We start from the raw sequence: 20,085 nt of genomic DNA on the forward strand, positions 1-20,085 counted from the left end.
TGCCTACTGGCTGGGCTCACTGGCCGGTGGTCGTCTTGTCCTTGCCGACGATGCTCTCGACCGCCTGGTCGTAGTTCTTGGCGGCTTCCTCCGGCGACGACTGTCCGGTCATCACCGCCTCCATCGCGGTGATGATCTCGTTGGAGACCTTCGGGTACTCCGGCAGCGCCGGGCGGTAGACGGTGACCGAGACCAGGTCGGTGAAGAACTGGGTGCTCTTGGCCGACGACTTGTAGCCCGGGTCGGCGGCGACGTCCTTGCGGACCGCGATCTGCGCGCCGTCGGTGGCGTACTTGGTCGCGTTCTTCGGCGTCTGGAGGGTCTTGATGAAGTTCCAGGCGGCGTCGGGAGACTTCGACTTGGCCGGGATCGCCCAGGTCCAGCCGCCGGACAGGCTGACCTTGCCCTTGCCGTCACCCTTCTGGGTCGGCATCGCGGTCTGGCCGAGCACCTCGGTCCACTGCGGCCACGGCTTGGCGCCGGTCTTCTGCCAGTTGTTGTACAGCCAGGAGCCGTCGAGCGCGATCGCGAGCTTGCCGTTCGGGAGCAGGTCGCTGCCGACCTTGTTGCCCCAGTTCGGGTCGAGCGACTGCTTGGGCTGCGGCGCGACCTTCTCGTCCAGGAAGATGGTCTTGATGAAGCCGAGCGAGTCCTTGAAGCCCTGGCTGCCGACCACCCACTTGCTCTGGTCGAAGTTGTACAGCGGGTCCTTGGTGCCGTAGAGCAGCATCTCGAAGCCCTGCATCGCGGACGCCTCACCCATCGGCTTGCCGGAGTACACGTTCAGCGGGATGACGCCGGGGACCTTCTGCTTGATCGTCTTCGCCGTGTTGAGCACGTCGTCCCAGGTCTTCGGCTGCCAGTCGGCCGGCAGTCCGGCCTTGGCGAAGATCTGCTTGTTGTACCAAAGCGCCCGGGTGTCCGTGCCGTCCGGGATGCCGTACGTCTTGCCGTCCTGGCCCTTCGCGGCGCCCTTGGCGCTGTCCTCGAACTGGTTCCAGTCCGCCCAGTCCTTGATGTAGTCGTCGAGCGGCCTCAGGTACCCCGCGGTGATGTCGGAGTTGATCAGGAAGGTGTCCTCGTAGACGATGTCCGGCGCCGTGTTCGGCGACCGCATCATCAACTGGAGCTTGGTGTAGTAGTCGTTCTCACTGGCCACGATCGGCACGATCTCGACCTTCGAGCCGGGGTTGGCAGCCTCGTACTCGGCCTTGGCGCCGGTGAGGAAGTTCTTCATCACCGTGCCGGGGCCCCACTGCTGGTAGGCGATCTTGATGTTCGCCGGACCGGAGCTCTGGCTGCTGCCGGCCTCCGGCGTCTTCGTCGTCGATCCCTGGCTGCAGGCCGAGACCCCCAGCAGGAGTGCTCCGACGGCGAGCACACCCGCTGTCTTGAAACCGTTCTTCATGGCCATCACGTCCACCTTCGGGCAATCGTTGTCATCCCGGTATCACCGCTCAAACCCACTGGGCTTTCCGCGACCGTAGGAGGCTGAGACCGGTGAAGTCAATGGTTGAGAGACAACGTTGTCGGCGTCGCGACGCGGTTACGCGGCGACCGGTTCGTAACGATCCGGTCACCGCGCCGCCAACTGTCAGACGGTCACCGGTGACGCCTCGTGACGTCCGCGAACCACGCTCTTGGCGCGACTGCGCGCAGCGCCCAGTCCGCAGAGCACCAGACCCAGTGCGATCCAGCAACCGAGCACGACGAACGGCTTGCCCGCGCCGGCGCCGTCGAAGAAGCTCACGGAGCGCAGCGCAGTACCGGCTGCTCCCGGCGGCAGCAGTTGACCGAGCGCACCCCAGCCGCTGGGCAGCATCTCCGGCGCGCTGGTCAGCCCGGACAGCGGGTTGCCGAGCAGCATCATCACCGCGGCACCCAGGCCGAGACCGGCTGCGCCGAGCAGCCACTCGAGACCCAGCAGGGTCAGCGAGATCGCCGCGATCGACAGCGCGATCACACCGGCGTTGGCGAAGTAGTTGCCCTCGAACGAGCCGAGCCAGAACTGCAGCACCGCGGCCAGCGCCAGGGCGCCGGTCACCGCGTAGGCGAGCGCCCCGGCCATCCTTCTGCCGCCGCCCTGCACCAACTGGGTCAGCAGTGCGGCGCCGAGGATGCCGCCGAGGACGAGCGGCAGCGCGCCGGCAGCAAGTCCGGATCCCCGCGGATCGTCAGCCGGCAACGGCACCACATCGGTCACCTTCGCCTGTACGCCGGGATTCTGGGCCGCGATGCGTGACGACAACTGGGTCAGGATCTGCGCGACGGCAGGACCGCCGGCCGAGGCGGTGAGCACCTCGGGCGCCTGCGGGTCGAGCACGATCGCGCCGTACACGTCCCGGTCCTCGATCGCCCTGACCGCCGCCGCCCGATCCGGTACTGCGGTGATCTCGAACCCGCCGGGCATCGCCTTCTCGAGGCTGCCCTGCACTTGCGCGACAGCCGGCGCGGGACCGGCGACGGCGAGCGGAAGATCCCGCGGCTCGGACCGGGCGGCCGGCCAGGCGAAGGCGATCAGCAGGACGGTCAGTACTGCGGTCAGCAGGGTGACGACGACCGCGACCGGGGGACGGCGGCGCTCCGCGGTGGCGGGTTGGTCCGTGGACATCTCGGGTCAGCTCCTCGGGATGAAAAACGAATGACCGTTCTCTATTGATCCGAGCGTGGCGGGCGGAGCTCCAGTTGTCAAGAACGGACATTCGTTTTATGTTCGACGAGTGCCCAAGGTTTCGGACGAACACCGCGCCAGCCGCCGCAACGAGATCATCGTGGCGGCGCGCCACTGCGTCATCGAGCAGGGCTTCCACAAAACGACGATGGCCGACGTGATCCGCACCTCCGGACTGTCGGCCGGCGCGGTCTACGGGTACTTCAAGAGCAAGGACGAGATCGTCGCGGCGATCGCCGACGACGCGCTGAGCACGATCGACGAGCTCTTCGACCGGATCCTGGCGACCGAGGAGCCGCTCAGCCCGGCAATCGCGATCCGGGCCGCGCTGGACCACGTCCTCAGACTCGCCGAGCAACCTGCCGGCGACCTGACCAGGGTGGCGATCCAGGCCTGGGCCGAGGCGCTGCACAACGAGACGATCATGGCGACCGCGTCCTCGAAGTACCGGCTGGTGCGCGGGAAGTTCGTCGCGGTGGCCGAGCGGGGCCAGAAGGACGGCACGATCGATCCGGACACGGACCCGGAACACGTCGCCCAGGTCCTCTTCGGACTGCTGCCGGGATTCCTGCTGCAGCGGCTGATCCTCGGAGACGTCACCCCGGACAGCTACTCAGCCGGCCTGGCAGCCCTGCTTCAGCAGCCCGCTCCCAAGTCGACCTGACCGCCCACGTGCTGCCGGGAACGATTGCTTCCCGGTCGACGTCCTTCGGGTGGAGGTGGGACCGGATGGGCGGTATCTGGATTTTGCTGGTGAGTCTGGCTGCGGTGGGCGGCCTTCTCGGCCTGCTTGCCTGGGCCGCGGCCCGCTCGCGGCGACGGGGCATCGGCGCCTCGATGATGGGCCCGTTCGAGGAAATGTGGCACCCGACCGCGGCCGAGTCGCGCGTCGAGCTCCGGGTCCAGAACGAGCGCAAAAGCCCACTCCCCTCCCCCGAGGACCTCTGACCGTCCGAGGCTCCGCGCGGCCGGATCCGGCAATCGCTTGAGACTCATGACTTAACCGGTTAGCTTGTCTCACGCGGGGTTATTTCAAACCTTGAAGTAAGAGCCCACACACCCACGGGGGGATGACCGATGCCGCTCGAGATCGGCTTGATCGGCGCCACCGAGCTCGCCGAACGCACCCTGCTCCAGCAGGGCGTCGGCATCACAGCGGTCGCGGCCGATGACCCGGTCCGCGCCAAGGAGTACGCGAACCGGCACGGCATCCCGGTTGTGCACGACACCTATGCGGCACTGCTGGCCGACCCGGCGATCGACGCCGTCTACATCTCCGAGCAGAACGCGGCTCATCATCGCTGGGCGGTCCGGGCCGCCGTCGCCGGCAAACACGTGATCGTCGAGAAGCCGCTGTGCCTCACCGCTGACGAGGTCGACGAACTGGCCTTCGCCGCCGCGGACGTGAAGGTCTTCGAAGCGGTCCCGACCGCGGACCATCCGTGGCAGCGGACAGTCCACGAGTTCGTGGACGAGGAGCCGTACGGTTCGTTGCTCTCAGCCACCACCCGGATCACGTTCGCGGAACGCCCCGACCACGGCGGCAGCATCTTCTTCGACGCCGCAAGCTATTGGCTGCAAGCGATCCAGGCAACGATCGGCCTGGATCCCGTGCTGGCCGAAGGGCGATCGGACTGCGACGGGCCGGACTGCTCGTTCGAAGCTTCGTTGCGTTGGGCAACTGATGTCATGGCGACTCTGATCGCCGACGTCGGTGACCAGCAGGCATCAGAACACGTCTTCACTTTCGAGCGGGCGACAGTCACCCTGCGCGACTTCCTCCGCCCGCTCGCCGGACCAGCCGGCCTCACGTTGATCGTCACCCCGGCCGACGGCACCCCTCGCGAGATCGACTTCCCGCCCATCGCGTACTACGAACACCAGCTCACCCGGATCCTCGACAGCACCACGGACGACCTGGCCGCGGCCGTTCCGCGGATCACCCTGATGGACGAGATCTACGCTGACGCCTTGCGCCGCCACGCAGCGGAACGGCCAGGCGAAGGGGCCCGATGAGCAACAAGCGCTACCTCGATCGCGCCGCCTTGCACGAACTAATGCGCGAAGCCGGCGTCGAGCTCGGCCCGCAGACCGAGATCACCGAACTGACCGAGGGCACCTTCAACACCGTCTACCGCATCGGCACCGACCTGATCCTCAAGCTGTCTCCGGATCCCACCGCACCGGTGATGTCATACGAACAAGACCTGATCCACACCGAAGCGATGTTCTACCAGGCGGCCCGCGGCAAGGCGCCCGTCCCCGAAGTCGTGCACACCGGCACCGACTACCTGCTGATGACAGCCCTCCCCGGTACGACGATGCGCGGTGTCACCGGCCCCGAGCGAGCCGGCCTTCGGCGCGAGCTGGGTGGCATCGTGGCGACGCTGCACGAGGTGACCGGATCAGGGTTCGGCTATCCGCAGAAGGGTTTGGTCACGACCTGGGGCGCGGCGTTCCTGTCGATGATCGACGATGTGCTCGGCGACGCCGACAGGTTCGCGGTGGAACTGCCCCGGCCGGCCGAGCAGCTCCGCCGGCTCGTCCTCGACCGGGTGAAGCTGCTGGACGAAGTACAGACTCCCCGGTTGATCCACTTCGACCTGTGGGACGGCAACATTCTCGTCCAGGACGGACGCATCACCGGCCTGATCGACGGCGAGCGGGCGATGTGGGGCGATCCGGTCGCGGAGTTCGTCTCGCTGACCTTGTTCGAGTCGTCGGTGGATCCCGAGTTCCTGGCCGGCTACGGAAGCGTCGAACTCAGCGAAACCATCTCGCTGTACCGCCTCTATCTCTACCTGATCATGCTGATCGAAGGCGCACCCCGCGGCTACGACGGCCCGGACCACCAGGCAACGGTCCGGCGGGTGACCCAGCTCCTGAACGACGAGCTGGACCGCCTGTGACCGGGAAACAGGGGACCTAGCACCACCCCGTGAGGCTGCCCAGCTCCCTGGGGACGGCGGCTGCCGCTCCGTAGCGTCTTTCTCGTCAGTCGGGAAAGAACTTCAAGGGGCAGCCATGAGGCGCAAGCAACAAGAACTCAGCCGGTCGAACGACTCGGTGGTTCTCCAGGACGTACGCCGGATCTACGGCCGGGGCGGCAACGCCGTCACCGCGCTGGACGGTGTCAGCATCAGCTTCGCGCGCGGCACCTTCACTGCCGTGATGGGCCCGTCCGGCTCCGGCAAGAGCACCTTCCTGCACTGCGCGGCAGGACTCGACCGGCCGACCTCCGGCACGGTCGCGATCGACGACGTACCGCTGGCCGGCCTGAACGAGCGGCAGCTGACCGAGCTCCGCCGCGAGCGGATCGGCTTCGTCTTCCAGTCGTTCAACCTGCTGCCCGCGCTGACGGTCTGGCAGAACGTGACGCTGCCGCAGGAGCTCGACGGCCGTCGTCCCAACAAGGCCGCCGTCCGCGAGGTGCTGGACCGGGTCGGTCTGAGCGGCAAGCACAAGAGCCGCCCCGGCGAACTGTCCGGTGGCCAGCAGCAGCGCGTCGCGATCGCCCGCGCCCTGGTCGCCCGGCCCGCGGTCATCTTCGCCGACGAGCCGACCGGTGCCCTCGACACTCAGACCGCTGCCGACGTGCTCGACCTGCTGCGTGAGCCGGTCCGCACCCAAGGCCAGACCGTGGTCATGGTGACGCACGATCCCGTCGCCGCGTCGTACGCCGATCAGGTGGTCTTCCTCGCCGACGGTGTCCTGGCCGGCAGCATGTTGTCGCCGACCGCCGAGCAGGTCGCTGACCGGCTCACCCACCTCGGCGCCCGCGCCGCCCGTGCTGCCCACGCGGCCCGCGCCGCTCAGGGGAGCCTCGCAGCCGAGGCGGTCGCTCGATGATGCGCCTCGCCGTCCGCACCCTGCGCTACCGCAAGAGCGGTTTCATCGCGACCTTCGTCGCCGTCATCTTCGGCACTGCGATCGTGCTCGCCTGCGGCGGTCTGATGGAGACCGGCATCCGCTCCAACGTGACCCCCGAGCGCCTCGGGGCCGCTCCGATCGTGGTCACGGGCGAGCTCACGCACCTGCGTCCGGGTCAGGAGGATGCCACTCAGCTGACCGAGCAGGTCGGCGTCGACGCGTCGGTGGCAACCAAGATCCGTTCCCTGGAAGGAGTCACGGACGTCGTCGGCGACCTGACCTTCCCGACACCCGTCGCCGTCGGGTCCGGCTTCAACCAAGGCGAGGGCCACAACTGGGCTTCCGCAGTACTGGCTCCTTACAACCTCACTTCTGGTACTGCGCCTCGCGCCGGCGAGGTCGTGCTGGACGCGACGACCGCGCAGCAGCTCACGGCGAAGGTCGGCGGCAAGGTGAACCTGCTGGTCGGTGGCCAGCAGACCACCTTCGCCGTCAGCGGTATCGCCGCCGGGCCGGCTGGGCACACGTTCTTCTCCGACCGGGAAGCGAGCCGGTTCGCCAACCGGCCGGGGCAGTTCGCCTCGCTCGGCGTACTGGTTGCCCCTGGCACCGATCTGAAGGCGCTCCGGAAGAAGATCGAGACGACGGCCGAGGTGTCGGCGCTGTCCGGGCTGGATCGCGGGGTGGTCGAGCACCCGGACGCGAGTGCCAAGAAGGTCGTGCTGATCTCGGTCGCGGGCTCGTTCGGTGGCATCGCGACGATGACGATGATGTTCGTGGTCGCTTCGACGCTGGCGCTGGCCGCCCAGCAGCGGCAACGGGAGTTCGCGTTGCTGCGCAGCATCGGGACGACACCTGGTCAGGTCCGGCGGATGATCCTCGGCGAGGCGATGCTGGTCTCGCTGCCCGCGGTCCTGGTCGGTGTTATCCCTGGCGCTTTGCTCGGCCGATTCCTGTTCGACCGGCTGTCGGCGAACGGGGTGGCCTCTCCGGACGTCACCTTCTACCAGGGCTTGATCCCGTTCGCGGCCGGCGCCGGGGCCGCAGTACTGGCTGCTGTCGGTGCCGCGCTGATGGCAGGCCGCCGCTCGGCCAAGATCCGGCCGGTCGAGGCGCTGGTCGAGGCGTCGCTGCAGCGCAAGTGGTTCAGCTGGGTGCGGATGGTGACCGGGCTGCTCTTCCTCGGCGGCGGTGTCGCGCTGATGATCGTCACGGGCACCGTGATGACCGGACCGCTGGCAGGAGCGACTGCAGGACCCGCCGTACTCTGCTTGGCGATCGGTCTTGCCACCCTCGGCCCGCTGGCCACCAAGGCCGTGCTCGCTATCCTCCGCTGGCCCCTGTACGCCGTCAGCCGGGTGAACGGCCGGCTCGCGATCCTCAACGTGACGGCGCGATCCGTCGCGATGTCGGCCGCGGTGATGCCGGTGATGCTCGCCGTCGGTATCGCGACCGCCAACATCTACATGCAGACCACGCAGGTCGACGCCGCTTCGAAGGCCTTCACCAAGGAGCTGCGCGCCGACGCCGTACTCGTGTCGACCGCAGCGGGTCTGTCACCTTCGCTGCTCCCCCAGGTGCAGGCACTGCCGGGCGTGGCCAGCGCCTCCGCCTACGTGACCAGCAACGGCGTCATCGACGAGCCGCGAAACGCTCCCTTCGACGAAGAAGGCGCCTTGCTGCAGGGACTCTCCGCTCAGGGTCCGGACGGCGCTGCACCGATCAAGCTGACGGCGGGTTCACTCGAAGGGCTGACGGGCAACACGGTCGCCCTGCCTGATCGCGTCGCGGAGAAGATCCAGCGCGGTGTCGGCACGTCGATCAAGATGACGCTCGGCGACGGGGCCTCGGTCGATCTGCGAGTGATCGCGACCTTCTCCGCCGAACGTGGCTACGAAAGCATCGTGCTCCCGGCCGAACTGGTTGCCGCTCACACCACGAACCAGTTGGTGCCGCAGATCCTGGTACGTGCCGAGCCGGGTGCGGCGATCGGGCCGGCGCTCAGCGAGCTGGCGGCGGCGACTCCCGGCGTACAGGTTGCCGATCGGGAGGCGTTGATCGCCGGCAACAACGAAGACCTGAAGACGCAGGCGTGGATCAACTACCTGCTGGTCGGCATGCTGATCGCCTACACCGCGGTCTCAGTCGTCAACACCCTGGCTTCGTCGACGGTCCGCCGCCGACGCGAGTTCGGCCTGCAGCGCCTGACGGGCTCAACCCGAGGTCAGGTCCTACGAATGCTCACCACCGAAGGCGTCCTGATCGCCCTGGCCGGCATAGTCCTCGGCACCTTGGTAGCCCTGGGAACCCTGCTCCCCTTCGCCTCAGCAGTCTCCACCTCAGCCCTCCCTTCAGGACCGATCTGGATCTACCTCGCCATCATCACCATCGCCTTCGCCCTCACCATGCTCTCCACCCTCCTCCCCGCCACCAAAACCCTCACCACCCGCCCAGCCGAAGCCGCCACCCGAACCGACTAACCACCCACCCGCGCCGGCGCGGGCGCCGGACCGCCGCCTCGAGCGGCGCGAGAGTGGGCGCCCCGGCGCGGGCGCCGGGCCGCCGGCTCGAACGGCGCGAGAGCGGGCGCCGAGCTCCCGCCCCGACCTCCAGGCCCGCCGTGCCTCCCCGCCCACCCCGTGGTTCCGGCAACCACCCCCACCCACCGCCAGCCGGATCGCGCCCAGCGCGATCCGGCTGTTCTTATTGAGCGGGGGTTGGTTCAGCTACGGGTTGCAGCGCGATGGTGGTTGCCTGGACCAGCCCGGCGTTCGCGCGAAGCCAAGCGGAGACCGGCAACTGCAGGTCTTCGAAGTCTTTCTCCTCCAGCGCCACCGGCGGAGTCGGCACGCTCGCGCCGAGCTCGGCAAGCACCGGACGCAGATGAATGTCAGCCAGCAACCGATGGCTAGGCGCAGCCGACACGGTCACCGGCACCACCACCGCCCCCGCCAACGCCTGATGCGGCAACACATCAAGGAAGCTCTTCAACAACCCCGTATAGCTGCCTTTGTAAACCGGCGTAGCCACCACGATCACCGACGCCGACGACACCAGCTCGATCGCACTCTCCAGCGCCTCCCGAGACTCCTCCGCCGCCTGCTCCCCCTGGAAGATGGCCGGCGCGAAGGTGACCAGATCCACCAACTCGTCGATCCGGTACGGCGTACCGAGCTCGGAGGCGAGCAACTCCGCGACGGCCGCGGCAGCCGCCGCCGTACGGGAACCCGGTTTGGGATTACCCACCACGGTGACGACGGACTGCGGCCAGATCGGCGGGTCGGGCACGATCCGCGGCTCGAAGGCGAGTGAGGGCATCGGGACGCATCTCCAGAGGTTCGGCAGTGAGGTCTCGAGCCTAGCCAAAGTCGAGCGAGCTACTCGACATTCTCAGCTGGTGAACGCTTCGCCTTCAGCTTGACAACCACGAACCAAACAACCAACGCCGCCGCGGTGGCCAGCACCACATACTGAAGAACGCCGACCGACGACTCCACCACGTGCCATTTCTCGCCCAGCGCATAGCCGGCGATGATCAGTGCCGAGTTCCAGACCAGACTGCCGATCGCCGTCAGCGTGAGAAAGAGCGGTATCTTCATCCGCTCCACCCCGGCCGGCACCGAGATCAGGCTGCGCACCACCGGCACACACCGGCCGATCAGCACCGCCTTGGCACCATGCCGCGCGAACCACTCCTCCGCCTTGTCGACATCGGCCACCTTCACCAGCGGCAGGTGGGCAGCCAGCGACCGGGTCCGGTCCCGGCCGAGCACGGCACCCACGCCGTACAGGGCGAGCGCGCCGACCACCGAGCCGAGCGTGGTGAACAGAATGGAGTTGAACAGCCCGAGGTCGCCACGGTTGGCCGCGAAGCCCGCCAGCGGCAGGATCACCTCGCTCGGCAGCGGAGGAAAGAGGTTTTCCAGGGCTACCGCCAAGCCGGCGCCCGGGGCACCCATCTTCTCCATCAGATCGATGGCCCAGCCCGCCACGCCATCGGTCGGTTGGTCCGTCGCCTGCGCAATCGCGCTCATCATCACCTGGTTCGTCGGGGTCATGGCGTCGACGCTAGGTCCGCGAACACCTCTCGCACCCTGCGGTCGACCGTCGTGTTTCCTCGGCTTTTCCACAGTACAGAACTGTGGAAAACCACAGTCCCCTCACGTTCGGTGCCCACTAACCTTGCCTCCATGCGGAATCGCGTCGTGGTGCGAGCGGGCACCACCCTGGCAGGGGTGGTGCTCGGTGCACTGCTGGGCGCGGTCGAGCTCGCCTTCCTGGTCGTGTCCAGCCTCGCGCTCCTGCCCATCGTCGCGGCGCCGCGCTCCCGTCCGCGCGTGGTCGGCTTCGGACATCGTTGCTCCCGGCAACTGGCGCGGCTGGAGCAGCGACGTCTCGCCCGCTTCCACGGCGTCCGCGACCTCGGCCCGTACTCCGATCGCGCGGCGTTCCGCTACATCGCCAGACGCTGGCCGATCGGGATGCTCGGCGGTTTCGTCCTACTGCTTCTCCTGCTCGGCCTGGTGGTGGCCGGTTCGATGGTGTCGGCGTGGCTGCTCGGGGGCGACTGGGCCTTCATCGAGGACGGCGGAGGAGTCAGCCTGCTCTCGCTCGCTGCCGTCTCGCTGCCGGGGTTGATTCTGCTCTACCTGAACGTGATGGGCATCATCGGCGTACCGGTCCTGGACGCCCGGCTGGCCCGCCGCTACCTGGCGCCCTCGACCGAGGAGTTGCTCGCCCGCCGCGTGTCCGAGCTGACCTTGAGCCGGGCCGAGGTGGTCGAGGTGGTGAACGACGAGCGCCGGCGCATCGAGCGCGATCTGCACGACGGCGTCCAGCAGCGACTGGTCGCCCTCGGGTTGCTGCTCAGTCGCGCTCGCCGGGCCAAGGACCCGGCGCAGGCGGCCGAGCTCGTCCGGCAGGCCCACGAAGCATCCGAGCAAGCGCTCGACGATCTCCGCGAAGTCGCCTGGCGGGTGTACCCGACCGTGCTCGACCAACTCGGCCTCCGCGACGTCATCGCAGTCCTGGCCGACCGCTCCAGCATCCCGGTCAGCCTGTACTACGACCTGCCGGCGCGGCTCCCCGTCGCCGTCGAGACGGTCGCCTATTTCGTCGTCTCCGAGGCGGTCACGAATGCCGCGAAACACTCCGCTGCGGACAAGCTCGAGATCAGCCTCACCCAGAGCGGCGGTCAACTGATCGTGCGAGTCACCGACAACGGCCGCGGCGGCGCCGACCCCGCGGGCCGCGGCCTCAGCGGATTGGCCGGCCGGGTCGCCGCCGGAGACGGACGCTTCACCGTCGACAGTCCCGCCGGTGGCCCGACGATCGTGAAGGCGGAACTGCCATGCGGGTGATGCTTGCCGAAGACCACGTCCTGCTCCGCGAAGGCATGGCCAAGCTGCTGCGGGAAGAAGGCCATGAGGTCCTCGCCTCGGTAGGCGACGCCGACTCCCTCCTGACCGCCATCAAAGCTGTAGCCGACCTGCCCGCCGGCACCACCGACCACCCGTCCACCGACCAACCGTCCGCCGGCACCACCGACCACCCGTCCACCGACCAACCGTCCGCCGGCACCACCGATCAACTGTCCGCCGGCACCACCGACCACCCGTCCACCGACCAACCGTCCGCCGGCACCACCGACCAGCCGTCCACCGACCAGCCGACCGCCGGCACCGCAGATCAACTGTCCGCCGGCACCGTCCCAGGTGGCTTGCCGGATGTTGTGGTGGTGGATGTGCGGATGCCGCCGACCCACACCGACGAGGGCATCCAGGCGGCGCTGGCGATCCGGGAGCAGTGGCCGTCGATCGGCGTCCTCGTGCTCTCGCAGTACGTGGAGAAGGCCTATGCGACCGAGCTGATCGTCTCCGGGCAGGACCGCGTCGGCTATCTGCTGAAGAACCGGGTGATGCACGTCGAGGAGTTCCTCCACGCCCTGGACCGGGTCGGCACCGGCGGAGTCGCGTTCGACCCCGACATGGTGCGGCAGCTCCTCGCCCGCACCACCCACACCGACCCACTCAACCGCCTGACACCTCGCGAACACGACGTCCTCGCGAAGATGGCCGAGGGCCAGATCAACTCAGCCATTGCCGAAGCCCTGTTCATCTCCCAGAGCGCGGTCGAAAAGCACATCAACTCGATCTTCGACAAGTTCGACCTCAACCACGTCACCGGTTACAGCCGCCGAGTCCTCGCCATCCTCCAATACCTCGGCACCTAACCCCGGCAGCACCGGCTGCCGGCAGTCAGCTCTTCTCGGAGAGATGCTCGATACCGGCGCCGGACAGCCGGGAAGGTTTGCGGCCGGTGAGCAGGAGCAGCAGGTCGGCGATCGGCCCGCGGATCTCTTTGCCCACACCCGCTGACCAATCGATGTCGGAGGCAACCAGTCGCAAGCCGGTCAAGCGCTTGCGGGCCTTGAACGGGAAAGACTTGGACCAGACCCGGTCGGCGGCAGCCGCCGCAGCCTCGACCGGCATCTCGTGGGTGAGGCCAAGAGGTACGACGATGTCTTGGGTGTGGACGAGCACGTCGAGCAGCGGGTCGGCGGGCGTAGTGCCGATGGGGTGACGGCGGGAGCCGGCGAAGCGCCGATACTGAGCGACGATCTCCTCCCCCGAGTAGTGCGCGCCCGCCTGCCGAGCCGCCTCGAACACGAACCGGTTGAAGTCGCCTCGCGCCCGGACCATCCCGCCCAGCACCGGCAGGACGCGTGCCTGCGGCGAGGAGATCACGTGCGCGGCGACGTCCCGCACGGTCCAGCCAGGACAGACCGAGGGCGTCGACCACTGCGCCTCGGTCAGCCCGGAGAGCAGGTCGGCCAGCGCGGCGCGTTCGGCGTCGACGTACCGCCAGCTCTGTTCGGTCTGCATCCTGCACCCCCGGCGAAGTAGTAAGATTCTCTTACTAGATTAGACAGCCTCTCTGACCAACAGTCAAGATGACGGGATGGCGGACGACGTGAACCTCGGGCTGCTGCTGTTCATCCCGTACCGCGCACTGGAAACCCGCGTCTTCGAGCGGCTCGCCGAGGCCGGGTTCGGCGACATCACGCCGGCGCAAGCCCGGGTGTTCCAGCGGATCGGCGCAACCGGGACCCGCTTGACCGAGCTCGCTGAGCAGGCCCAGGTGACCAAGCAGACGGCCGGCTTCCTGGTCGACCAGTTGGAGCGAGCCGGGTACGTCCGCCGGGTGCCGGATCCGACCGATGCCCGGGCGCGACTGGTCCAGATCGCCGAGCGCGGCGCGGAGACCATCCCGATCGCGGCGGCCGTGGTGGCCGAGGTCGAGGCCGAGTGGACCGCACACCTCGGCGCCACCCAGGCCACGCAACTCCGCCAGGCACTCCTGTCCCTGCGAGAAATCACCGACCCGTACGCCTAGGCCCAGGCGCGCCAACAGCCGTCAGCGAGCCGCGGCCACCGCGTATATTCCTGGTATGGCAACTACGTTCGAGGTGCTGGCGGAGCCCCGGCGCCGGCAGATCCTCGATCTGCTCCGCGACGGCGAGCGACCTGTCGGCGACCTGGTCGACGAACTCGACCTGAGCCAGCCGGCCGTCTCCAAGCACCTGAAGGTACTGCGCGACGCCGGCCTGGTCGAGGTCCGCCAGGAGGCCCAACGCCGGTGGTACCGCCTCCGCCCAGCCCCGCTCCTCGAGATCGACTCCTGGCTGGAGCCCTACCGCTACCTCTGGCGCGACCGCCTCGACGCCATCGAAGCCCATCTCGACCAGATGGACAGCTGACCCCAAGGCCCACCCCGGCTCAGGCGCTGCCGCGCAGCTCCAACCGGGTCTCCAGGATGACCTGAGACTCCGTCGCCTGGTCGCCGGCCAACTGGCCGAGCAGCAACCGGGTCATCTCCCGGCCCATCTCCTCGGTCGGCTGGAACACCGAGGTCAGCGGCGGATCGGTATGCCGGCCACCCGGCGATCCGTCGAAGCCGACGACGGCCACATCCTCGGGAATCCGCCGCCCAGCCGCCTTCAGCACCCGCATCGCCCCGAAGGCCATCGGGTCGGACGCCGCGAACACAGCATCCAGCTCCGGCTCCCGCTCCAGCAGAGCCGTCATCGCCTTGGCTCCACTCTCCTCGCTGAAGTCGCCGTACTCGACCAGGTCGCCGCCGACCACCTCGCGGAACCCCTCCAACCGCGCCACCCCGGCAGCCATGTCCTGCGGTCCGGCAACACAGGCGATCCGGCGGCGACCCAGCTCCAGCAGGTACTGCGCAGCCTGGCGCCCGCCGGTCGCATTGTCGGCGTCGACGAAGGGCATCTCGCCAACGTCCGGACTCGCGGCCAGCGGCTGACCGCACAGCACCAGCGGCAGTCCCCTGGCCCGGACCTGCGCCGGCAGCGGGTCGTCGGCGTGCTGAGAAAGCATCAACACGCCGTCGACATGCTCGCGGGTCAGGAAGCGGCCGGTCCGCTCGCGCTCACTCGAGCTCGAGACCATCGACAGCCACAGCTGCAGCTGGGTCTGGGCCATCGCCGAGCTGATGCCACGCACGATCCCGGCGAAGTACGGCTCGCTGAACAGCCGGTCGCCCGGCTCCGAGATCACCAGCGCCACACAGTCGGTACGCCGGGTCACCAGGTTGCGGGCCGCCCGGTTCGGTACGTAGCCCAGCTCGTCGATCGCCTTGAGCACGGCAGCCCGTGCGGCGGGGCTGACCTGGGACGATCCATTGACCACTCGCGACGCGGTGCCCCGCCCCACCCCCGCCCTGGCCGCGACGGTTTCGATGGTGGGACGGGAATCGTTCATGTCGCTAGTGTCCCGCAAGCGGGACACTAGGCCTGCCTCGGATCAGGTCTCCGTACCAAAACGCGCTGCTTTTCGGCGTCCGGATCTGCGTGTCGTAGTCGACGTAGACCAGCCCGAAGCGCCGCGAATAGCCCCAGGACCACTCGAAGTTGTCGAACAGCGACCAGCAGAAGTAGCCGCGCAACGGCACGCCCAGGTCGATCGCCGCCTGGCAGGCGCGCAGATGCCCGTCCAGGTAGCTGATCCGGTCCGGATCGCGGACCAGCCCGTCAGCATCCGGTACGTCGGCGAAGGCCGCCCCGTTCTCGGTGACGTACAGCGGCACCGGCGGGTACTCCCGCGAGACCCGCTCGAGCACCCGGGTCAGCCCCTCGGCGTGGATCTCCCACCCCATCGCGGTGACCGGCAACTCGCCCTTCAGGAAGCCGACGTGCTCACTCCCCGGCCAGGGCGATGCTCCGCTGCCGACTCCTCCCCCATGCCCGTCGTCACCGTCGGTCTGCTCGCCCGTCACGACATGCCGGCTGTAGTAGTTGACACCCAGTACGTCGAGCGGAGTCGAGATGATCTCCAGATCGCCGTCTCGGACGTGCGAGAAGTCGGTCACCGAGGCAAGATCCGCGACCACGTCAGCCGGGTAAGAACCCAGCAGGACCGGGTCGAGGAAGAACCGGTTCTGCAGTCCGTCGATCCGTCGCGCCGCGTCGAGGTCGATCTCGCGGTCGCTCACCGGCGCCACGTCGTACAGGTTGATCGTCACGCCGACCTGGTGGCCGCCGGATCTGATCAGGCCGGCGGCGAGGCCGTGTCCGAGCATCAGGTGATGCCCGGCCCGGACCGCTGCCGCGGGATCCTGCCGTCCCGGCGCGTGGACGCCGGACCCGTACCCGAGGAACGCCGAGCACCACGGCTCGTTCAGCGTCGTCCACTGCTTGACCCGATCACCCAGTACTGCGGTGATCGCGCCGGCGTAGTCCGCGAACCGTTCCGCCGTGTCGCGCTCGGGCCAGCCGCCGGCGTCCTCCAGCGGCTGGGGCAGATCCCAGTGGTACAGGGTCGGCCACGGCTCGATGCCGGCGGCAAGCAGTTCGTCGATCAGCCGCGAGTAGAAGTCCACCCCCGCCGGATTGAGCGCGCCGCGACCGTTCGGCTGGACTCTCGGCCAGGAGATCGAGAAGCGGTACGCCTTCAGCCCGAGCTCGGACATCAGGGCGACGTCCTCGCGGTACCGGTGGTAGTGCTCGATCGCGACATCGCCGGTCTCGCCGCCGAGCACTCGGCCCGGCGTGTGCGAGAAGGTGTCCCAGATCGACGGCCCGCGCCCATCGGCGGTCGCGGCACCCTCCACCTGGTAGGCGGCGGTGGCCGCGCCGAACAGGAACCCGGTGGGGAACTCCAGTCCGGTGCCGGGCTCGGTCTGGCTCTCGGTTGTCACGACTTGATCGAACCTTCCATGATGCCGCCGATGATCTGGCGGCCGAACAGGATGAACACCGCGAACAAGGGCAGCGTGGCCAGAGCCGTCGCCGCGAACACCTGCGCGTAGTCGGTGTAGTACGCCGTCGCCAGCAGGCTGAGCGACAACTGGACAGTGGGAGTGTTGGCGTCGAGGACGGCGTACGGCCAGATGAACTCGTTCCAGGTCTGCATGAAGGTCAGCAGACCGAGCACGGCGGCGGCGGGGCGCAGTACTGGCAGCACGACGTTCCAGTAGATCCGGAAGGTCGAGCAACCGTCCACCCGGGCTGCCTCCACGAGCTCGTCCGAGATCGCCTCGGCGGCGTACTGGCGCATCATGAAGACGCCGAAACCGCTGACCAGGAACGGCACGATCACCGCCTGCAGACTGCCGTTCCAGCCGATCTTCACCATCAGCATGTACAGCGGGATCAGGCCGAGCTGGACCGGCACCATCATCGTCGCGACGATGATCAGCAGCATCGCGTTGCGGCCCCGGAAGCGCAGCTTGGCGAACGCGAACCCGGCCAGCGTGGAGAAGAACACCACCGACACGGTCACCACGCTGGAGACCACCAGCGAGTTCACCAGCCCGTACGCGAACGCGGCGTGCTCGTTGGCGAACACCCGGCCGACGTTCGCGCCGAGCTCACCACCGGGCAGCAACGGCGGCGGCACGTCGTTGATGACGTCGTTGGACCGGGTGGCCACGACGACCATCCAGTAGATCGGGAAGACCGAGAGCACACAGCCCACGATCAGGGCCAGGTACGTCGCCGGGCTGGTCCGCCACAGCCGCACCGAGGCGGCTCTCATCGCGGTCATCGGGCCGCCCTCCGAACCAGCAGCAGGTTGATCAGCGAGAACACCACGATCAGGCCGAACAGCGACCAGGCGATCGCGGCACCGTAGCCGTACTGGAAGCGCTGGAACGCCGTCTCGTACATGTACATCGCGACCGTCTGGAACTGGCCCATCGTGCCGCCGAGCATCCGGCCGTTGCCGAAGATGACCGGCTCGGTGAACAGCTGCAGGCCACCGATGGTGGAGATGATCACGGTGAAGACCAGGGTCGGGCGCAGCATCGGCACGGTGATCCGCCAGAACTGCTGCCGGGGCGTCGCGCCGTCCAGCGCCGCCGCCTCGAACAGGTCCTTGGAGATCGCCTGCATCGCGCCGAGCAGGATCAGGGTGTTGTAGCCGGTCCAGCGCCAGTCGACCATCACCGCGATCGCGACCCAGCTGGACCAGGTGTTGGCCTGCCAGTCGATCGCGTCCAGGCCGAAGGTGGTGACGACGTAGTTGACCAGGCCGACGTCGCGGGCGAACAACTGCCCGAAGACGATGCCGACCGCCGCCACCGAGGTCACGTTCGGGATCAGCACGCCCATCCGGAAGAAGGTCCGGCCGCGGATCTTGCGGTTCAGCAGGTTCGCCATCGTCAGTGCCAGCAGCAGCTGCGGCACGGTCGCGATCACGAAGATGCCGACGGTGTTCCGCAGCGCGTTCCAGAAGTCCGGGTCGGAGAACAGCGCCGTGTAGTTACCGAGCCCGACGAAGGTGTGCTCACCGATCAGGTGCCAGTCGTGCAGCGACACCCAGCCGGTGTAGATCAGTGGAAACGCCCCGAAGATCGCGAACAGGACGAAGAACGGCGCGATGAAGAAGTAGGGCGCGAACTTCACATCCGCGCGCGCAAGCCGGGAGCGCCAGGGAACCCGGTCGCCGGCAGCATGTGCTGCCGCCGGCGACCGGACGACGCTGGAAGAGGTCACTTCGCCTCTTTGACAGCGGTCTTCTGCGCCTGCTGCCAAGCCTTGTCGGGGGTGAGCTTGCCCTGCTCGACGGCCTGCATGGCCGGCTCGAAGGCACGCTCCTTGACGGCCTGGTGCTTCGGCCCGAGCACGACCGGCTTCAGCGACTTCGCGCCTTCACCGAAGATCTTGCCGACCGGAGCCTTGGAGAAGTAGTCGTTGGTCAGCGCCAGGAACGCCGGGTCGTCGAGGGCCTTCGGCGAGGACGGCAGCGGACCGGCCTCCTTGAACGCGGCCACCTGACCTTCCGGAGTGGTCAGGAACTTGGCCAGCTCGTAGGCCTCCTTCGGGTGCTTGCTCTGCGCCGGTACGGCGAGCCACGAGCCACCCCAGTTGCCACCGCCACCAGGCACCGCGGCAACGTCCCACTTGCCCGCGTTCGCGGCGCCGGAGTTGGTCTTGATGATGCCGAGCATCCACGACGGGCACATGGTGACCGCGAAGCTGCCGTTCTTGAAGCCCGCCTCCCAGTCCTTCGACCAGGTCGGGACCTTGGCGCTGACACCTTCCGACACCATCTTCATCGAGGTGTCCCAGGCCTGCTTGACGACCGGGTTGGAGTCCGCGATCAGCTTGTTGTCCCGGTCGTAGAAGTTCGTCTCGCCCGCCTGCGACAGCATCGCGCTGAAGCTGGTGGTGACCGAGTCGACGAAGCCCTTGGCGCCGGTGTTGGCCGCGGTGAACTTCTTACCGGTGGCGATGAACTCGTCCCAGCCCGGCCACAGCTTCGAGACGGCGTCGCGGTCGGTCGGCAGGCCGGCCTTGGCGAACAGGTCCTTGCGGTAGCAGACGGCCAGGCCGCCGACGTCGGTGCCGAGCCCGATCAGCGGCCCGTCGGCGCCGACCTTGCCGAGCTCCCACTTCCACGGCAGGAAGTTGGCCTGCTGGTCGGCCGCACCGTGGTCGAGCAGGTTGACGAAGTTCTGCGGCTGGGTCTTGAACTCGTTGAGGATGCCCTCCTCGAGCGCGACCACGTCGCCGGCGCCGGTACCGGCGGCCAGGTACTGGGTCAGCTTCGGCTTGTAGTCGTCGAGCTTCTGCACACTGCGCAGCTCGACCTTCACGTTCGGATGGTCCTTCTGGTACTGCTCGACCAGCGCCTTGTAGCCGAAGTCCCCGAACGTGTCGACGACCAGGTTGATCTGGCCGTCCGCGGCGGGCTTGGTACCGGCCGTTTCCTTGCTGCATGCCCCGACCATGCCCATTGCTGTCACGGCAGCCACCGTGACCGCCAGGAACCGCTTCGTCTGGCTCATCGCCTGACCCCTCCTCGATATTCTGCGCCTCATCTGGGAGCGCTCCCAAGAGCATCGAGGGCAGTGTGGGCGCTGTCAAGACCTCAGTGGGAGCGTTCCCAAATCGAGTCCGAGCCGTTGCTTCGGTCCTGCGGGGCCGTTACCGGGGTCGCTGCGGGTCCTGCCGCGGACACGAATCGGGGACCTCGGACAGGTCCGAGGTCCCCAGGATTTGTCCGAGGGCCCACCTGGCT

20 protein-coding genes are annotated in these 20,085 nt (G+C 68.0%); 10 read left to right on the forward strand and 10 right to left on the reverse strand.

The genetic code is table 11. The features are described 5' to 3' along the window. Nucleotides 1-16: 16 nt before the first annotated feature. Nucleotides 17-1,414, reverse strand: coding sequence for an extracellular solute-binding protein (locus AB0F51_RS27920; protein WP_360284664.1), 1,398 nt, complete (start codon nt 1,412-1,414; stop codon nt 17-19). Nucleotides 1,415-1,594: 180 nt separating this feature from the next. Then, nucleotides 1,595-2,611 carry a hypothetical protein gene (locus tag AB0F51_RS27925; protein ID WP_360284666.1) on the reverse strand — a complete coding sequence of 339 codons (1,017 nt, stop codon included), beginning with the start codon at nt 2,609-2,611 and terminating at the stop codon, nt 1,595-1,597. A gap of 109 nt (nt 2,612-2,720) precedes the next feature. On the opposite strand from AB0F51_RS27925, the gene AB0F51_RS27930 reads away from it, so the two are divergent. The 6 genes from AB0F51_RS27930 (at nt 2,721) to AB0F51_RS27955 (ending at nt 9,021) form a co-directional block, all read left to right on the forward strand. After that, nucleotides 2,721-3,335, forward strand: coding sequence for a TetR/AcrR family transcriptional regulator (locus AB0F51_RS27930; RefSeq protein WP_360284667.1), 615 nt, complete (start codon nt 2,721-2,723; stop codon nt 3,333-3,335). A gap of 65 nt (nt 3,336-3,400) precedes the next feature. Next, nucleotides 3,401-3,619 carry a hypothetical protein gene (locus AB0F51_RS27935; protein WP_360284668.1) on the forward strand — a complete coding sequence of 73 codons (219 nt, stop codon included), beginning with the start codon at nt 3,401-3,403 and terminating at the stop codon, nt 3,617-3,619. 129 nt (nt 3,620-3,748) lie between these two features. After that, on the forward strand, nt 3,749-4,687 hold the full coding sequence (locus tag AB0F51_RS27940) for a Gfo/Idh/MocA family oxidoreductase (protein WP_360284670.1): 939 nt from the start codon (nt 3,749-3,751) through the stop codon (nt 4,685-4,687). Continuing rightward, nucleotides 4,684-5,580, forward strand: a complete 897-nt coding sequence (locus AB0F51_RS27945) for an aminoglycoside phosphotransferase family protein (protein WP_360284671.1) — start codon at nt 4,684-4,686, stop codon at nt 5,578-5,580. Before AB0F51_RS27940 ends, AB0F51_RS27945 begins: the two co-directional genes overlap by 4 nt. Nucleotides 5,581-5,695: 115 nt before the next feature. Next, nucleotides 5,696-6,520, forward strand: coding sequence for an ABC transporter ATP-binding protein (locus AB0F51_RS27950; RefSeq protein WP_360284673.1), 825 nt, complete (start codon nt 5,696-5,698; stop codon nt 6,518-6,520). Further along, nucleotides 6,517-9,021, forward strand: coding sequence for an FtsX-like permease family protein (locus tag AB0F51_RS27955; RefSeq protein ID WP_360284674.1), 2,505 nt, complete (start codon nt 6,517-6,519; stop codon nt 9,019-9,021). The genes AB0F51_RS27950 and AB0F51_RS27955 overlap by 4 nt, the downstream gene beginning before the upstream one ends. Nucleotides 9,022-9,244: 223 nt before the next feature. Here AB0F51_RS27955 and AB0F51_RS27960 read toward each other — a convergent pair whose 3' ends face one another. Then, nucleotides 9,245-9,859 carry an NAD(P)H-dependent oxidoreductase gene (locus AB0F51_RS27960; protein WP_360284676.1) on the reverse strand — a complete coding sequence of 205 codons (615 nt, stop codon included), beginning with the start codon at nt 9,857-9,859 and terminating at the stop codon, nt 9,245-9,247. A gap of 59 nt (nt 9,860-9,918) precedes the next feature. Beyond that, complete coding sequence (locus AB0F51_RS27965; protein WP_360284678.1) at nt 9,919-10,599, reverse strand: DedA family protein; 681 nt, start codon at nt 10,597-10,599, stop codon at nt 9,919-9,921. A gap of 132 nt (nt 10,600-10,731) precedes the next feature. Between AB0F51_RS27965 and AB0F51_RS27970 the strand changes: the two genes are divergently transcribed. Both AB0F51_RS27970 and AB0F51_RS27975 read left to right on the forward strand, forming a co-directional pair. After that, complete coding sequence (locus AB0F51_RS27970) at nt 10,732-11,901, forward strand: histidine kinase (RefSeq protein WP_360284680.1); 1,170 nt, start codon at nt 10,732-10,734, stop codon at nt 11,899-11,901. After that, entirely contained in the window at nt 11,892-12,773 is an 882-nt protein-coding gene (locus AB0F51_RS27975) for a LuxR C-terminal-related transcriptional regulator (protein WP_360284682.1), read from the forward strand. Before AB0F51_RS27970 ends, AB0F51_RS27975 begins: the two co-directional genes overlap by 10 nt. Before the next feature lie 25 nt (nt 12,774-12,798). Here the strand turns inward: AB0F51_RS27975 and AB0F51_RS27980 are convergent, their stop codons facing one another. Beyond that, nucleotides 12,799-13,425, reverse strand: a complete 627-nt coding sequence (locus tag AB0F51_RS27980; protein ID WP_360284683.1) for a maleylpyruvate isomerase family mycothiol-dependent enzyme — start codon at nt 13,423-13,425, stop codon at nt 12,799-12,801. Nucleotides 13,426-13,501: 76 nt separating this feature from the next. Here AB0F51_RS27980 and AB0F51_RS27985 point away from each other — a divergent pair, with 76 nt between their 5' ends. Together AB0F51_RS27985 and AB0F51_RS27990 are read left to right on the forward strand one after the other, a co-directional pair. Further along, nucleotides 13,502-13,936 carry a MarR family transcriptional regulator gene (locus AB0F51_RS27985; RefSeq protein WP_360284685.1) on the forward strand — a complete coding sequence of 145 codons (435 nt, stop codon included), beginning with the start codon at nt 13,502-13,504 and terminating at the stop codon, nt 13,934-13,936. 55 nt (nt 13,937-13,991) lie between these two features. Continuing rightward, nucleotides 13,992-14,300, forward strand: coding sequence for a metalloregulator ArsR/SmtB family transcription factor (locus AB0F51_RS27990; protein ID WP_360284686.1), 309 nt, complete (start codon nt 13,992-13,994; stop codon nt 14,298-14,300). Between the two features lie 19 nt (nt 14,301-14,319). Here the strand turns inward: AB0F51_RS27990 and AB0F51_RS27995 are convergent, their stop codons facing one another. The 5 genes from AB0F51_RS27995 to AB0F51_RS28015 are packed head-to-tail and all read right to left on the reverse strand — an operon-like array spanning nt 14,320 to nt 19,852. Continuing rightward, on the reverse strand, nt 14,320-15,324 hold the full coding sequence (locus tag AB0F51_RS27995; protein ID WP_360284687.1) for a LacI family DNA-binding transcriptional regulator: 1,005 nt from the start codon (nt 15,322-15,324) through the stop codon (nt 14,320-14,322). A gap of 4 nt (nt 15,325-15,328) precedes the next feature. Beyond that, the gene (locus AB0F51_RS28000) at nt 15,329-16,759 is read right to left on the reverse strand and encodes a GH1 family beta-glucosidase (protein ID WP_360284688.1); all 1,431 of its coding nucleotides are present in this window, start codon (nt 16,757-16,759) and stop codon (nt 15,329-15,331) included. After that, complete coding sequence (locus AB0F51_RS28005; RefSeq protein ID WP_360284689.1) at nt 16,756-17,607, reverse strand: carbohydrate ABC transporter permease; 852 nt, start codon at nt 17,605-17,607, stop codon at nt 16,756-16,758. The genes AB0F51_RS28000 and AB0F51_RS28005 overlap by 4 nt, the downstream gene beginning before the upstream one ends. Next, nucleotides 17,604-18,557 carry a sugar ABC transporter permease gene (locus AB0F51_RS28010; protein ID WP_360284690.1) on the reverse strand — a complete coding sequence of 318 codons (954 nt, stop codon included), beginning with the start codon at nt 18,555-18,557 and terminating at the stop codon, nt 17,604-17,606. Before AB0F51_RS28010 ends, AB0F51_RS28005 begins: the two co-directional genes overlap by 4 nt. Beyond that, nucleotides 18,554-19,852, reverse strand: coding sequence for an extracellular solute-binding protein (locus tag AB0F51_RS28015; RefSeq protein WP_360284692.1), 1,299 nt, complete (start codon nt 19,850-19,852; stop codon nt 18,554-18,556). Before AB0F51_RS28015 ends, AB0F51_RS28010 begins: the two co-directional genes overlap by 4 nt. Between the last annotated feature and the right edge of the window lie 233 nt (nt 19,853-20,085).

Origin of the sequence: Kribbella sp. NPDC023855 (genome assembly GCF_040639475.1) — a bacterium.
In the GTDB taxonomy this organism is placed as follows: domain Bacteria; phylum Actinomycetota; class Actinomycetes; order Propionibacteriales; family Kribbellaceae; genus Kribbella.